This window comes from Streptomyces sp. NPDC104371 (genome assembly GCF_055583785.1).
Genome location: NZ_JBVJNF010000010.1, coordinates 181,552 through 196,750 on the forward strand (window position 1 = coordinate 181,552; position 15,199 = coordinate 196,750).

A 15,199-nucleotide genomic window follows, 5' to 3' on the forward strand; every position below is an offset into this window, starting at 1 on the left:
TGAGGGGAGGCTTCATGCCCGCTGGTGGACGGCCGACGGTGCGCAGTAGGCGTCTTGGTGCGGTGCTCAGGCAGTACCGGCATGCAGCCAAGCTGGATCAGCTGCAAGCTGCTGAAGTGATCGCCGCAAGTCAGGCCAGAATCAGTCGGCTTGAGAGCGGTCATGTCACCGCGCGCGTCATCGAAGTGCGGCTGCTGTTGGCCGCGTATGGCGTTACGGACCCAGAAGTGTGCGCCAAACTCGAAGAGTTGGCCAAGCATTCCAAGAAGCGCGGGTGGTGGCTTGAGTATGCGGCGCATTTGCGGCCCGGCTACCTCGACCACATCACACTTGAAGACGATGCGAGCCATATCCGCCAGTGGCATCCGGTTCTGATCCCAGGACTCCTGCAAACGCAGGACTACGCGGAGGCGGTCATTGCGCGTGGACCCACAACTCTCAGCCCCGAGTACGTAGCGCAGTTGGTGAAGGTGAGGGAGCGCCGGAAGGAGAGGATCGCGGAAGGTGGGGCCAAGTACTCCGCCGTTATCTGGGAAGCGGTCATTGAGCATCCGCTGGCAAGCGTCGAGACTCACCGTGATCAACTGTCGGCGCTTCTTGAGGTTGGAGAGCGAAAGAACGTCACCGTGCAGGTTCTGCCGTTTAGCGCGGGTTCGCTCGTGGCCGCCGCCAACCCCTTCGCTTCCTTCAGCTTCGACTCTGAGACCGAAGTCGAGGCTGTGACCATGGAAGATCTGATGAGTACGTCGATCGTTGAATCCCCGGACGACCTTCGGGTGTACGCCAGTTCATTCGATCTGCTGAGCTCGTCGGCGCTGACGCCAGAGGTGAGCGCGAAACTCATCCAGAGCAAGTTGGAAGCCATTGAGGAAGGCGCGTCATGACCGAGGTTGTAGGCAGCTTCTGGAAGTCTTCACACTCGTCGCAACTGGGCGAATGCGTAGAAGTTGCCGACACCACTGACAGCGGTCGAGCCGTCCGTGACAGCAAGCAGCGCAACGGCCCCCTCCTCACCGTCTCCCGCGAGACCTGGCAGGCATTTCTGCGCCAGTTCTCGTAGGCGATACCTGCGTCGCAAGGTCGGACAAGGCATTTGCCGTATGGTGACGCAAAAGTTAGCGTTGTCCCACGTACCCGCTCGGGGCGAGGTATTCCGGGTATGCGACGGCCGGAGTCCGACAGGAGCGTGCGTGGTGACGAACGCCCAGGTTGTCAAGATCACGCGGTATGTGAGCCTGCTGGGCGGCGGGGTGCTCACTGGGGGTGCCCTCACCACGTTCGTTCTCGAACTGGCCCTGCGTCGGCTGGGTGCGCTGACCTACATCCAGGTACGGCAGGCGGAACACGACTACTTCCCCTGGTTCATCGGCGCCGTCTTCGGGCCCACGTTCATCGCCGTGGTGATGCTGGTCGTCCTCGCGCGCAGGGCCGGGAGCCCGGCGCTGCGGCCCGCGGGCACCGCACTCGTCCTGCTCGTGCTGGCCCTGGTGGTCTCGTTCGTGGTCAACGTCCCTATCAACCTTGACCAGTTCGACTGGAACGCGCAGGCACCCCCGGAGGACTGGGCAGGCATCCGCGACCGCTGGCAGATCGCCCACGCCGTCCGGACCGCCTTGTGCGTGATCGCACTCGGCTGTCTCGGCGCCGCGGTCATCGACCGGCCCTTCCAACGCGCGGCCACGCCTTGAACGAGCGGTCCGGCGGCACTGCCGGGAAGGCGGTGATCCGCTGTCGGCGTCGATGGCGGCGGCGGAGAACCCGGCAGGCGGTGACCGTGTTGCAGCAGGGCGAGCAGGCGCAGTGCCCGCGAGCAGTACGCCTGAGCCGACGTCGGCGGGTAGGTCCGGCATCCGGCTGAACCTGTTTGACGGTCACCCGGCAGGCCGGTGACGGCGCTTGGTCCACATCAGTGCGGCTGCCGCGATGGCCGCTGCGGTCACGGCGAGGGCCGGGCCGCCGAGGGTGAGGGCGTGCTGGAGGGATGCGGTGGCCGCGTATCCGGTGCCGGTTTCGAGGGTGGCCCACAGCGGGGCGGCGGCGAGGCTGTAGGGGGCGATGCGGGGGTAGGGCAGGCGGGTGGCGCCGGCCAGGTGGGGGGTGAGGGTGCGGATCACCGGCAGGAAGCGTGCCCAGAAGACGGCCTGTCCGCCGCGGCGGGCCATCAGCGCCTCGCCCCGCCGCCATGCGGCGACGGGCAGGCGGCGGCCGAGCCGACCGGTACGCAGGCGGGCGCCGAGCGCGCGCCCGGTGCGGTGGGCGAGGAAGTCGCCCGCGACCACCGCGAGCGCGGCGGTCGCGATCAGCAGCGGAAGGCTGAGCTGCCCGGCGCGGGCCAGCGCGCCGGCGGTGAGCAGCAGGGTGAGGGTGGGAATGAACGCCCCGACGAGGAGGACCGACTCGGCCAGGACGGCCAGCGCCACGATCGCGTACGCGCCGGTCGGCGGCACGTGACCGAGGGCGGTGGTCAACGCGTTCACCGGCGTGCCTCGGCTTCGGCGGGGGCCGGGCCGCACACGACGCGTGCGGGGCGCGAGAGCTGCCAGACCCTGGCGGGGGGAAGGTTGGCCCAGACTGTCCGGCAGCCGGTGGCGTAACCGCGCCGGTAGTCGGCCAGCACCTCTTCCACGGCCTGGTGGCGGCGGGCCTGGGCCCGGGAGGCGAGCAGGGCGCGGGCCCGGCGGGTGCCGAGATAGGCGAAGTAGGTCAGGGTCCCGCCGGGGTGCAGCAGTTCCAGGTACCGGTCCATGATCGTGGCGACCTGGCCGGGGCTGAAGTTGGCGAAGGGCAGGCCGGAGACGATCACGTCGTAGCGCCGGTCGGTGTCCAGGTCCTCCACGCGCCGGGTGTGGATGCGGACTTGCCTGCCGTGGTCGGTCAGGTGCGGGTGGGTATGGGCGAGACGGTGCAGCCGGTCGGCGAAGCGGGGGTTGGCCTCGGCGATGTCCAGGCGGCTGCCGGGCGACAACTGAGGGATCAGCGTGCGGGTGACCGCTCCTGTGCCCGCGCCGGCCTCCAGGATGTTCAGTGGCCGCCCCGGCTGGGTGCGCACCGGGTCGGTCAGGGCACGGGCCAGGGCCCGGCTGCTGGGGGCGATGGCGCCGGTGGTGCGGATGTCGCGGGCGGCCTCGATGAGGAACATCCAGCCCTCGGCATGGCGCTGCGCGAGGACACGGTTGTGCGAGGTGACACGGTCGTGCGAGGTGGTCCGGTTGTCCATGGAATGGACGCTAGGAACTGTCCCTCACCGGCGGATCCGCCGTTGTGCGACGGCGTACCCCCTACGAAAGTAGGGGCCAGGGAGGGAGGATCGTCGGGGGGAGGGGCTCCGACCGCGCTCTAGGCTCTTTTGGGTGAGTGGGAAAGCAAGTCCCTGGTGGGCCGTGTACGGGCGGTACGGGCTGGTGCTGCTGCTTACGGCCACTGCCGTCCAGAACGGTGCCGCGACCTTCGGCGGGCGGTACCTGACGGTCCGTACCGTGGCGGCGGTGCTGTGCGGGGCGGCTTTGGCGGTGCGTCGGCTTCCCTGGTACGTCGCCCCCCTGTCGGCCACCGCGGCGACGGCGCTGTGGGGGTGGCTGATGCTGCCCCTGCTGCTCATCGCCCTGTTCGACCTGGCCGCTCGCCGCCGCACCGCGGTGGCCGTCGGCTGCTGCGGCATCGTGCTGGCCGCCAACACCGCGCTGCCCGCCGCGGTATCGCTGTGGCGGCCCCAGCAGTACGGTGCCAGCCTCTTCCTCCTCCTGGCCGTGATCGGCGGGCTGTGGATGGGCAACCGTCGTCGCTTGGTCGAAGCACTGAACACCCAGGTCGAGCACCTGCGCATCGAACGGGAACTGCGTGAACAGGCGGCGCGTGCCGCGGAGCGCTCCCGCATCGCCGCCGAGATGCACGACGTCCTCGCCCACCGCCTCAGCCTCATCGCCCTGCACACCGGCGTCCTGACCATCCGCGCCGATGGCCTGCCCGACCCGGTCGCCCAGCGGCTCACGCTGCTGCGCACCGCCTCCACCGAAGCCCTGGCCGACCTGCGGGATGTCCTGAAAGCCCTGCACGATGCAGGCCCCACGCGCGGCGACGCGGCGCCCGCCCCGGCCCTGCGGGACGTGCGCGAGCTCATCGAGCAGGCGCGCCAGGCCGGTCAGCAGATCGACCTGACCATCGAGGGCCGACCCGAGCGGGCGCCGGCCGCGCACCGCCTGGCCCTCTACCGCCTCGTCCAGGAGGGCCTGACCAACGCCCGCAAGCACGCCGACGGCGCACCGGTGCGCGTCCGCCTGGACTACGGGCCACCCGCCACCGTCGTAGAGATCGTCAACGTTTCCGGCAGGCCGGGCGAGCACACCGCCCCGTCCGGTTTCGGGCTGGTGGGCCTCGCCGAGCGCGTCCACGCCCTGGGCGGGCACCTCAGCGCCGGACCGCACGGCGCCGGGTCCTGGCGCCTGGCCGCCCGCCTCCCCCATCCCGCACACCCCGAGCAGAACGGCTCCCGCACATGATCCGCGCCATGATCGTCGATGACGACGCCCTGGTCCGCCTCGGCCTGGCCGACCTCCTCGACGCAGACGAGGACATCGAGGTCGTCGCCCAGGCGTCCGACGGTCTGCACGCCATCGAACTGGCCACCGCCCACCGCATCGACGTCGCCCTGATCGACGTCCGCATGCCCCGCATGGACGGCATCACCGCCACCGCCCGCCTGCGCGCCCTGCCCCAGCCGCCGAAGGTCATCACCCTGACCACCTTCGACCTCGACGAATACGTCTACAACGCCCTCGCCGCCGGTGCCGACGGCTTCCTCCTCAAGGACACCGACCCCGCCGAGATCCTGCGCGCCGTCCACCTCGTCACGGCCGGCTCCGCCATGCTCCACCCCACCGCCGCCCGCCGCCTCATCGACCGCTACCACCACTCCGGCCGTCCCCAGGCCGCCGCCGCCCGCGCCCGCCTCGACCAGCTCACCCCCCGCGAACACGACGTCCTGACCCTGCTCGCCCAAGGGGACACCAACGCCGACATCGCCACCGCCCTGGGCATGCGCGAAAGCACCGTCAAGGCTCACGTGAGCCGCATCCTCACCGCCCTGGAGGTCACCAACCGCGTCCAAGCCGCACTCCTCGCCCGCGACGCCGGCCTCACCTGACACCGCGACATCGCCGGGGCATCACGGCTCAGCCCCGTCCTCGTCGGGCCTCACAAGGACTGAGATGCTCAAGACCCACGGGCCGTACGACGGCGAGGGGCGCCCGGTGTGTTCGCCGGGCGCCCCTGCTCGTCGTAGCCGATGCCGCTACAGCTTCTCGATCACGTAGTCGACGCACTTCGTCAGCGCCTCGACGTCCGCCGGGTCGATCGCCGGGAACATCGCGATGCGGAGCTGGTTGCGGCCGAGCTTGCGGTACGGCTCCGTGTCCACGATGCCGTTGGCGCGCAGGGCCTTGGCGATCGCGGCGGCGTCGATCTCGTCCGTGAAGTCGATCGTGCCGATGACCTGGGAGCGCTTGGCCGGGTCCGTCACGAACGGGGTGGCGTACTTGGACTCCTCCGCCCACGTGTACAGGCGCGTCGAGGAGTCCTTCGTGCGGGCGGCGGACCAGGCGAGGCCGCCCTGGCCGTTCAGCCACTTCAACTGCTCGTCGAGCAGGAACAGCGTGGCGAGCGCCGGGGTGTTGTACGTCTGGTTCTTGCGGGAGTTGTCGATCGCCGTGGGCAGGCTGAAGAACTCCGGGATGTGACGGCCGGACGCGTGGACACGCTCCGCGCGCTCGATCGCGGCGGGGGAGAACACGCCGATCCACAGGCCGCCGTCGGAGGCGAACGACTTCTGCGGGGCGAAGTAGTAGACGTCCGTCTCGGCGATGTCGACCGGCAGGCCGCCCGCGCCCGACGTGGCGTCCACCAGGACGAGCGAGCCCTCGTCGGCGCCCGGCACCCGCTTGATGGGCATGGCCACGCCGGTCGACGTCTCGTTGTGCGTGAAGGCGTAGACGTCGGCGCCCGCCTCGGCCCTGGCCTCGGGGTGCGTGCCGGGGTCGGCGGCGATGACCGTGGGCTCGGCCAGCCACGGGGCGAGCTTCGCGGCCTTGGCGAACTTGGAGGAGAACTCGCCGAAGGTGAGGTGCTGCGACTTGTTCTCGATCAGACCGTGGGTCGCGATGTCCCAGAACGCGGTGGAGCCGCCGTTGCCGAGGACGACCTCGTAGCCGTCGGGGAGCTGGAACAGCTCGCGGATACCCTCGCGGACCGAGCCGACCAGGTTCTTGACCGGGGCCTGGCGGTGGGACGTGCCGAGCAGGGAACTACCCGTGGCGGCGAGGGCGTTCAGCGCCTCTGTCCGCACCTTGGAGGGACCCGCGCCGAAACGACCATCCGCGGGCTTGATGTCAGCAGGAATCTGGATATCAGCCACGAGTCGGAGCGTATCCCCTCGGCGAAACCGTACGGGAACGTGTCCGTCCGATGAGACGACGCGCGTCGCCCCGTGGAACTGTCGGGACGTACGAGAGTTGCGCGGCCGTTGCTGTCGTCGGCAGCCGCCATGCTGGAGCCATGACCGATCAGGCTGGGCTCGCGGCGCGGCTGCGCCGTGCCGTGCGCGGCGACGTGGACTTCGGCGTCACGGCCCGCGCGTTGCACACCATGGACGCGTCCAACTACCGGCGGGTGCCGCTCGGCGTGGTGGCTCCCCGCGACGCGGAGGACGTGGCGGCCACGCTGGAGGTGTGTCGCGCGTACGGCGTTCCGGTCGTCGCGCGCGGCGGCGGTACCTCGATCGCCGGGCAGGCCACGGGCACGGGCGTGGTGCTCGACTTCACCCGGTACATGAACCGGGTCCTGGCCCTGGATCCCGAGACGCGCACGGCGGTGGTGCAGCCGGGTCTGGTCCTCGACCGGCTCCAGGAGGCCGCCGCCCCGCACGGCCTGCGGTTCGGCCCCGATCCCTCCACGCACGCCCGCTGCACGCTGGGCGGGATGATCGGCAACAACGCGTGCGGCTCCCACTCGGTGGCCTGGGGGACCACGGCGGACAGCGTGCGCGAGGTGTCCGTACTCACCGCGCGGGGCGAGGCAAGGACGCTGGGCCGTCGCTGGCAGGGGGCTCCCGAGGGGCTACGGGCCCTGGTGGAAGGGGAGTTGGCGCTGCTGCGTACGGGGTATCCCGTCCTCCCGCGCCGTATCTCCGGGTACGCGCTGGACGCGCTGCTGCCCGAGAACGGCGCGGACGTGGCCCGCTCCTTCTGCGGCTCGGAGGGCACGCTGGGCGTCATGACGGAGGCGGTCGTCGGCCTCGTCGAGGCGCCCCGCGTGCGTGCGCTCGCCGTGCTGGCGTACGCCGACGAGAGCGCCGCGGCCGAGGCGGCGGCCGGGCTGCTGCCGTACCGGCCGCTGACCGTGGAGGGCATGGCCGCCGACCTCGTACCGCCGTCGGCCGGGCTGCCGCGCGGCGGGGCGTGGCTGTTCGTGGAGGCGGGCGGCGCGAGCGTGGCGGAGGCGTGCGCGCACGCGGAGGCGATCGTCCGGGCGGCGGACGTGACGGACGCCGCGGTGGTCACCGACCCGGCGGGGCAGCGCGCGCTGTGGCGGGTGCGCGAGGACGCGAGCGGTACGGCGACCCGGATGCCTGGGGGCACCTCCCGGACGGAGTCTGGGGGAGGTTCGGAGGCGTGGCCCGGCTGGGAGGACTGCGCGGTGCCCCCGGCCCGACTGGGCGCGTATCTGCGGGACTTCCGGGGGCTGCTCGCCGAGCACGGGCTGCGCGGCACGCCGTACGGCCACTTCGGGGACGGCTGTATCCACGTCCGTATCGACTTCGACCTGCTGACCGGGCCGGGCATCGCCCGCTTCCGCCGCTTCTCGCGGGACCTCGCGGACCTGGTCGTGTCCCACGGCGGCTCGCTCTCCGGGGAGCACGGCGACGGGCAGGCGCGGGCCGAGCTGCTGCCGCGGATGTACGGGCCGGACCTGGTCGGCCTCTTCGGGCGCGCCAAGGACGTCTGGGACCCGGACGGCCTGCTCAACCCGGGGATGCTGGTACGCCCGGCCCGGCTGGACGAGAACCTGCGGTTCGCGGTGCTGCCGCGCGAACCCGTGGACGTCGCCTTCGGCTACCCGGCGGACGGCGGTGACTTCTCGGCGGCGGTACGGCGCTGCGTGGGCGTCGCCAAGTGCCGTACGACGACGGTGTCCGGCGCGGGCGTGATGTGCCCCTCGTACCGGGCGACCGGCGAGGAGGAGCACTCCACGCGCGGGCGCGCCCGGCTGCTGCACGAGATGCTGGCGGGCGAGGTGATCACCGACGGGTGGCGGTCGACGGAGGTCAGGGACGCGCTCGACCTGTGTCTGTCCTGCAAGGGCTGCCGTACGGACTGCCCGGTCGGCGTCGACATGGCCACCTACAAGGCGGAGTTCCTGCACCACCACTACGCGGGGCGGCCACGACCGGCCGCGCACTACGCGATGGGGTGGCTGCCGGTGTGGCTGGCGGCGGTCGCGCGGACGCGTACGGCGCCGGTGATCAACGCGCTCGCGTCCGTGGGGCCGGTGGCGGCGCTCGGCAAGCGGCTGGGCGGGATCACACCCGAACGAGACCTTCCGCGACTGGCGGAGGAGACGTTCACCCGATGGTGGCGGCGGACGTCCGGCGGACGCGAGCGGGGGAACACCGCCTCGCGGGTCGTGCTGTGGCCGGACACCTTCACGGAGCATCTGTCGCCGTCCGTGGGCCGTTCGGCCGTACGGGTGCTGGAGGCGGCGGGGCTCGGGGTGGTCCTGCCGCCGAGGGCGGCGCGGCCGGCCGGTGGCGGGCCCGCTCGTCGCGGCCGGGTGTGCTGCGGTCTGACGTACGTCTCCACGGGCCAGCTCGACCGCGCCCGCGCCGTCCAGCGGCGCACGCTCGACCTGATGGAACCGGTACTGGCGGCCGGTCTCCCGGTGGTCGTCCTCGAACCGAGCTGTGCCGCCGCGCTCCGTACGGACCTGCCGGAGCTGCTGCACGACGACCCGCGCGCGGCCCGGCTGGCGTCGGCGGTGATGACGTTCGCCGAGGCGCTCGAACGGCACGCCCCGCACTGGACGCCCCCGCGGGTGGACCGTCCGGTGGTCGGCCAGACCCACTGCCATCAGCACGCGGTCCTCGGCGACGCCGCCGACCGCCGACTGCGCGCGGCGGCGGGCCTGACCGGCGAACTGTCCGGCGGCTGCTGCGGCCTCGCGGGCAACTTCGGCTTCGAGAAGGGCCACTACGAGGTCTCGACGGCCTGCGCGGAGGAACACCTGCTCCCGTCCGTACGCGCGGCATCGCGAGACGCGGTGGTCCTGGCGGACGGCTTCTCCTGCCGCACCCAGGTGCAGGCCCTGTCGGACCGCCACGCACGGCATGTGGCGGAGGTACTGGCGGAGGGGCTGGAGGGGAAGGGGGAGGGGCCCTCCTGACGGCTGGCGCCGCGTTCCGGCCTCTGGGCCCGCCCCTTGGCGGCTAGGCCGCGTCGGGGGTCCCCTGCGGCTGCGCCGCATTCCGGCTCCTGACAGCTCTTCGTGTCCGGGTCTCTGATGCCTACGCCGCGTCCGCGCTTGTGGCGTTCACGTCGCCTCTCGGCCCCTGACGGCTGCGCCGCGCCCCGCCGTCCCGGCGCGTCCGGGCACCTGACGCCTGTGCCGCGTCCGGGCTGTCCGGGCTCGCCAGGACTCGGCGCGCGGGACTGCTTGGGCGCAAGGCCTCCGCTGTGCTGGGCGCCTTGTGCCCCGGACCCGGCCGGACCTCTTGCGAGGCAGCGGGCCCTTATAGGCCGCGGGCCCCTTGTGAGCCGGGCCCTTTGGGCGCCGGTCTGACGCCTCGCCGCGTCCGGCCGCTGACGGCTGTGCCGCGGCCCAGTCGCTGGCGGTTACGCCGTCTTCCCCGCTCGTCCCCGGCCCACCTGGGTCCGTACCGCTCCCATGCTCGCCGCGATGACCAGGGCGATCGCCAGTGTCTGGAGTGCGGTCAGGGACTGGCCGAGGATCAGGAAGCCCGCGGTCGAGGCGATCGCTGGTTCCAGGCTCATCAGGACCGCGAAGGTGGAGGCGGGGAGGCGGCGCAGGGCCAGGAGTTCCAGGGTGTAGGGCAGGACCGAGGAGAGCATGGCCACCCCCGCGCCCAGGCCGATCGTCGCCGGTACGAGCAGCTTCGTGCCCGATTCGGCGATGCCGAGCGGTACGGACAGCACGGCCGCGACCGCCATCGCGAGCGCGAGCCCGTCGGCCTGCGGGAAGCGCCGTCCCGTACGGGCGCTGAAGACGATGTACGTCGCCCACATCGCGCCCGCGCCGAGCGCGCAGGCGACGCCCACCGGGTCCAGGTCGCCGAAGCCCCCGCCGCCCAGCAGGAAGACCCCGGCCAGGGCGAGGCCCGCCCACAGGAGGTTCATCGCGCGACGGGAGGCGAGGACGGAGAGGGCCAGGGGGCCGAGGACCTCCAGGGTGACGGCGGGGCCGAGCGGGATGCGGGCCACGGCCTCGTAGAAGAGTCCGTTCATCGCGCCCATGGCGATACCGAAGGCGACGACCGTGCCCCAGTCGGCGCGCGAGTGCCCGCGCAGCCGGGGGCGGCAGACCACGAGCAGGACGACGGCCGCCGCGACGAGCCGCAGTGTCACCACGCCGAGCGCGCCGGCCCGCGGCATCAGGGTCACCGCGAGCGCCCCGCCGAACTGCACGGAGACGCCCCCCGCGAGCACCAGCCCCACGGGCCCGAGGGAACCCAGGCGGCCCGGCCCCCCGCCTGCGCTGGGCGAGGAGGCCGAGGAAGGTGCGACCAGGTCCGGGGTCGACGGGGTGGTGCTGGGGGTGTTCACGGGGCCTTCCAGTGGACTCGGAGTGCGTTCGGAGTGCGTCCGGAACGCAAGGGGGCGTGCTCACCCATGATGCGCCCGTGCGGGCCGAGCGCGTACGCCGCCGGGGGGCAGGGCCTTCCGGACACCTGGCCCGCGACCGCCTCCCGTACCGCCCGTCCGACGACGGCCGAAAGTCCATGCAAGCACGCTTGCTTGTTTCCGCGTCCGCTGCCATGCTCCCCGCACACCGCCGTGCCCCGAGGGGAGCGCATCGTGTCCGACGTGTCGTCCGTGATCGACGATCTGGCCCGGGAGAGCGAGGAACTCGACGGCCTGGTGGCCGAGTTGGACGCGAGCGGGTGGGCGCGCGCCACGCCCGCGCCGGGCTGGACCATCGCCCACCAGATCGCGCACCTGGCCTGGACCGACCAGGGCGCCCTGATCGCCGTCACCGACCCGGAGTCCTTCGCGGCGGAGGTGGAGAAGGCGCTCGCCGCGCCCGGTAGCTGGGTCGACGAGGCCGCGCGTGAGGGGGCCGCGCTGCCGCCTGAGGGGCTGCTCGCGCGGTGGCGCGAGGGGCGTGCCGCCCTCGACCGCGCCCTGCGCGCCGCGCCCGCCGGGACCCGCTTCCCCTGGTACGGGCCGCCCATGTCCGTCGCGTCCATGGCCACCGGGCGGCTGATGGAGACCTGGGCGCACGGGCAGGACGTCGCCGACACGCTCGGGGTGGTGCGGCCCCCCACCGACCGGCTGCGGCATGTGGCCCGCATCGGCGTACGGGCACGTGACTTCGCCTTCGGGATACGGGGGTGGGAGGCGCCCGGGGAGGAGTTCCGGGTCGAGCTGGTCGCGCCCTCGGGGCACGGGATCTGGACGTACGGGCCGCCGGAGGCCGCCCAGCGGGTGACCGGCCCCGCCCTCGACTTCTGCCTCCTGGTCACCCAGCGCGCCCACCGGGCCGACCTCGCGCTGCGGGCCGAGGGCCCGGACGCGGACCGCTGGCTGGACATCGCCCAGGCCTTCGCGGGCCCACCGGGAGCGGGGAGGGATCCGCAAGGAGCCACGCGGTGACCCCGCGCCCACCCCTCCGCATCGGCAACGCCTCCGGCTTCTACGGCGACCGTTTCGACGCCCTGCGCGAGATGCTCACCGGTGGCCCCCTCGACGTCCTCACCGGGGACTACCTCGCCGAGCTGACGATGCTCATCCTCGGGCGCGACCGGCTCAAGCATCCCGGCGGCGGGTATGCCCGTACCTTCCTGGCCCAGTTGGAGGAGGGTCTCGGCCTCGCCCACGAGCGGGGCGTGCGGATCGTGACCAACGCGGGTGGGCTCGATCCGGCCGGACTCGCCGACGCCGTACGGGAGTTGGCCGATCGTCTGGGCATCTCCGTCCGCGTGGCCCATGTGGAGGGCGACGACCTCGCCGCCCAGGCCCCCACGGGCACCCTCACCGCCCACGCCTACCTCGGCGGCCACGGCATCGCCACCTGTCTGCGCGAGGGCGCCGACATCGTGGTCACCGGGCGGGTGACGGACGCCGCGCTCGTCACCGGGCCCGCCGCCGCGCACTTCGGCTGGGGACCGCGGGAGTACGACCGGCTGGCGGGCGCGGTGGTCGCCGGGCATGTCCTGGAGTGCGGGGCGCAGGCGACCGGCGGCAACTACGCGTTCTTCGCCGAGCACCCGCCCGGCCTGCTCACCCACCCCGGCTTCCCGCTCGCCGAACTCCACGAGGACGGCAGCAGTGTGATCACCAAGCACGACGGCACGGGCGGGGTCGTGGACCTCGGCACGGTCACCGCGCAGCTCCTGTACGAGACGGCCGGTGCCCGGTACGCGGGCCCCGATGTCACCGCCCGCCTGGACACGGTCCGCCTCGCCCAGGAGGGGCCGGACCGGGTGCGGATCGAGGGCGTACGGGGCGAGGCGCCGCCCGCCACCCTCAAGGCGGGCCTCACCCGCCTCGGCGGCTTCCGCAACGAGGTCGCCTTCGTGCTGACCGGGCTGGACATCGAGGCCAAGGCCGCGCTCGTCCGGGCCCAGATGGAGGCGGCGTTGGACGCGGCCCCGTCCCGCCCCGCCGAGGTGCGCTGGGAGCTGGCCCGCACCGACCACCCCGACGCGCCCACCGAGGAGACCGCGAGCGCCCTGCTGCGGCTCGTCGCCCGCGACAAGGACCAAGCCGTCGTGGGCCGTTCACTCAGCGGCGCCGCCGTCGAGTCGGCGCTCGCGAGCTACCCCGGCTTCCAGCTCCTCGCCCCACCGGGCAAGGGCGAGCCGTACGGGGTCTTCGAGGCGCTTCACGTCGACCGCGATGCCGTGAAGCACCTGGCCGTCCTCCATGACGGACGCCGGGTCCTCGTGCCACCGGGCCACGACACCCGCGTACTCGCCGACGTACCGGAACCACCCCTGCCCGACCCGCCGCCCCCGGGACCCACGCGCCGCGTACCCCTCGGTCTCGTCGCGGGTGCCCGCAGCGGTGACAAGGGCGGCGACGCGAACGTCGGCGTCTGGGTGCGTACCGACGCGGCCTGGCGCTGGCTCGCCCACACCCTCACCGTCGGCCGCTTCCGCGCGCTCCTCCCGGAGACGGCCGAACTGACCGTCGTACGCCACGTGTTGCCGAATCTGCGCGCCCTGAACTTCGTCGTCGAGGGCCTCCTCGGCGAGGGCGTCGCCGCCCGCCACCGCTTCGATCCGCAGGCCAAGGGCCTCGGCGAATGGCTGCGCGCCCGGCACCTGGAGATACCGGAGGCCCTGTTGCCCACTCCTGAGGAGGCCCGCCCGTGACAGTCCTCCCCACGGCCGTGGACGCCGACCACCCCGACCACCGAGCGAACCGCGCGACCCTGCTCGCCAAGCTCGCCGCGCTGGACACCGAACACGCCAAGGCGCTGGCGGGCGGCGGTGAGAAGTACGTCGCCCGGCACCGCGCGCGCGGCAAGCTGCTCGCCCGCGAGCGCGTCGAACTCCTCCTCGACCCCGACACGCCCTTCCTGGAACTGTCCCCGCTCGCCGCCTGGGGCAGTGAGTACACGGTCGGCGCCTCCCTCGTCACCGGTATCGGCGTGGTCGAGGGCACCGAGTGCCTGATCACCGCCAACGACCCGACCGTGCGGGGCGGCGCCAGCAACCCGTGGAGCCTGAAGAAGGCCCTGCGCGCCAACGACATCGCGCTCGCCAACCGGCTGCCGTGCATCAGCCTCGTCGAGTCGGGCGGCGCCGATCTGCCGTCCCAGAAGGAGATCTTCATCCCGGGCGGCGCCGTCTTCCGCGACCTCACCCGGCTGTCCGCCGCCGGAATCCCCACCGTCGCCGTCGTCTTCGGCAACTCGACGGCCGGGGGCGCCTACATCCCTGGCCTCTCCGACCACGTGATCATGGTCAAGGAGCGCGCCAAGGTCTTCCTCGGCGGACCGCCCCTGGTGAAGATGGCCACCGGCGAGGAGAGCGACGACGAGTCCCTCGGCGGCGCCGATATGCACGCGCGCGTGTCGGGCCTCGCCGACTGCTTCGCCGCCGACGAGCACGACGCCCTGCGCCAGGCGCGACGCGTGGTCGCCCGGCTCAACCACCGCAAGGCGTACGCCGATCCGGGCCCGGCGGCCCCACCCCTGTACGACGCGGGGGAACTCCTCGGCATCGTCCCCGGCGATCCGAAGGTGCCCTTCGACCCGCGCGAGGTCATCGCCCGCATCGTGGACGGCTCCGACTTCGACGAGTTCAAGCCGCTGTACGGGACGAGCCTGTGCACCGGATGGGCCACCCTGCACGGCTATCCGCTCGGGGTGCTCGCGAACGCGCGGGGCGTGCTCTTCAGCGAGGAGTCCCAGAAGGCCGCCCAGTTCATCCAGTTGGCCAACCAGCGCGACATCCCACTGCTGTTCCTGCACAACACCACCGGCTATATGGTCGGCCGGGAGTACGAACAGGGCGGCATCATCAAGCACGGCGCGATGATGATCAACGCGGTCAGCAACAGCCGGGTCCCGCATCTGTCCGTCCTCATGGGGGCCTCGTACGGCGCCGGGCACTACGGCATGTGCGGGCGGGCGTACGACCCGCGCTTCCTGTTCGCCTGGCCCAGCGCCAAGTCCGCCGTCATGGGGCCGCAGCAGCTCGCCGGTGTCCTCTCGATCGTCGCCCGCCAGTCGGCGACGGCCAAGGGGCAGCCGTACGACGAGAACGCGGACGCGGCCCTGCGCGCCATGGTGGAGCAGCAGATCGAGTCCGAGTCCCTGCCGATGTTCCTGTCCGGGCGGCTGTACGACGACGGGGTCATCGACCCGCGCGACACCCGTACCGTCCTCGGCCTGTGCCTGTCCGCGATCCACACCGCGCCCTACGAGGGCGTGCGGGGTGGGTTCGGCGTCTTCCGGATGTGAGGCC

The 15,199-nt window shown here is 72.5% G+C and carries 13 protein-coding genes; 9 read left to right on the plus strand and 4 right to left on the minus strand.

From position 1 onward, the window contains the following. Positions 1-14 precede the first annotated feature (14 nt). The 3 genes from ACZ60T_RS27475 (at position 15) to ACZ60T_RS27485 (ending at position 1,688) form a co-directional block, all read left to right on the plus strand. Positions 15-884: a helix-turn-helix domain-containing protein gene (locus ACZ60T_RS27475; RefSeq protein WP_469668277.1), complete on the plus strand. Its 870-nt coding sequence runs from the start codon at positions 15-17 to the stop codon at positions 882-884. Next, positions 881-1,060 (plus strand): DUF397 domain-containing protein, encoded by a 180-nt coding sequence (locus tag ACZ60T_RS27480; RefSeq protein ID WP_469668278.1) that lies wholly within the window; start codon positions 881-883, stop codon positions 1,058-1,060. The genes ACZ60T_RS27475 and ACZ60T_RS27480 overlap by 4 nt, the downstream gene beginning before the upstream one ends. A gap of 133 nt (positions 1,061-1,193) precedes the next feature. Next, positions 1,194-1,688: an anthrone oxygenase family protein gene (locus ACZ60T_RS27485; RefSeq protein ID WP_469668279.1), complete on the plus strand. Its 495-nt coding sequence runs from the start codon at positions 1,194-1,196 to the stop codon at positions 1,686-1,688. Between the two features lie 183 nt (positions 1,689-1,871). Here ACZ60T_RS27485 and ACZ60T_RS27490 read toward each other — a convergent pair whose 3' ends face one another. Together ACZ60T_RS27490 and ACZ60T_RS27495 are read right to left on the minus strand one after the other, a co-directional pair. After that, positions 1,872-2,477, minus strand: a complete 606-nt coding sequence (locus tag ACZ60T_RS27490) for a DedA family protein (RefSeq protein ID WP_469668280.1) — start codon at positions 2,475-2,477, stop codon at positions 1,872-1,874. Then, positions 2,474-3,217: a class I SAM-dependent methyltransferase gene (locus ACZ60T_RS27495; RefSeq protein ID WP_469668281.1), complete on the minus strand. Its 744-nt coding sequence runs from the start codon at positions 3,215-3,217 to the stop codon at positions 2,474-2,476. The genes ACZ60T_RS27490 and ACZ60T_RS27495 overlap by 4 nt, the downstream gene beginning before the upstream one ends. Positions 3,218-3,350: 133 nt before the next feature. Here ACZ60T_RS27495 and ACZ60T_RS27500 point away from each other — a divergent pair, with 133 nt between their 5' ends. Next, a complete protein-coding gene (locus ACZ60T_RS27500; RefSeq protein ID WP_469668282.1) occupies positions 3,351-4,496 on the plus strand; it encodes a sensor histidine kinase in 1,146 nt (381 codons plus the stop codon). After that, positions 4,493-5,140 (plus strand): response regulator transcription factor, encoded by a 648-nt coding sequence (locus ACZ60T_RS27505; RefSeq protein ID WP_365624595.1) that lies wholly within the window; start codon positions 4,493-4,495, stop codon positions 5,138-5,140. The genes ACZ60T_RS27500 and ACZ60T_RS27505 overlap by 4 nt, the downstream gene beginning before the upstream one ends. Before the next feature lie 147 nt (positions 5,141-5,287). On the opposite strand, the gene serC is transcribed toward ACZ60T_RS27505, so the two are convergent. Continuing rightward, complete coding sequence (gene serC / locus ACZ60T_RS27510; protein ID WP_469668283.1) at positions 5,288-6,406, minus strand: phosphoserine transaminase; 1,119 nt, start codon at positions 6,404-6,406, stop codon at positions 5,288-5,290. 140 nt (positions 6,407-6,546) lie between these two features. Between serC and ACZ60T_RS27515 the strand changes: the two genes are divergently transcribed. Beyond that, positions 6,547-9,429: an FAD-binding and (Fe-S)-binding domain-containing protein gene (locus tag ACZ60T_RS27515; protein ID WP_469668285.1), complete on the plus strand. Its 2,883-nt coding sequence runs from the start codon at positions 6,547-6,549 to the stop codon at positions 9,427-9,429. 449 nt (positions 9,430-9,878) lie between these two features. Here the strand turns inward: ACZ60T_RS27515 and ACZ60T_RS27520 are convergent, their stop codons facing one another. Continuing rightward, the gene (locus tag ACZ60T_RS27520; RefSeq protein ID WP_469668286.1) at positions 9,879-10,826 is read right to left on the minus strand and encodes an EamA family transporter; all 948 of its coding nucleotides are present in this window, start codon (positions 10,824-10,826) and stop codon (positions 9,879-9,881) included. A gap of 252 nt (positions 10,827-11,078) precedes the next feature. Between ACZ60T_RS27520 and ACZ60T_RS27525 the strand changes: the two genes are divergently transcribed. Genes ACZ60T_RS27525 through ACZ60T_RS27535 form a run of 3 tightly spaced genes read left to right on the plus strand, consistent with a single transcriptional unit; the run spans position 11,079 to position 15,195 of the window. Next, positions 11,079-11,876, plus strand: coding sequence for a TIGR03084 family metal-binding protein (locus ACZ60T_RS27525; protein WP_469668287.1), 798 nt, complete (start codon positions 11,079-11,081; stop codon positions 11,874-11,876). Next, positions 11,873-13,600, plus strand: coding sequence for an acyclic terpene utilization AtuA family protein (locus tag ACZ60T_RS27530; protein WP_469668288.1), 1,728 nt, complete (start codon positions 11,873-11,875; stop codon positions 13,598-13,600). The genes ACZ60T_RS27525 and ACZ60T_RS27530 overlap by 4 nt, the downstream gene beginning before the upstream one ends. After that, positions 13,597-15,195 (plus strand): acyl-CoA carboxylase subunit beta, encoded by a 1,599-nt coding sequence (locus ACZ60T_RS27535; protein WP_469668289.1) that lies wholly within the window; start codon positions 13,597-13,599, stop codon positions 15,193-15,195. Before ACZ60T_RS27530 ends, ACZ60T_RS27535 begins: the two co-directional genes overlap by 4 nt. The last annotated feature ends 4 nt before the right edge of the window (positions 15,196-15,199 follow it).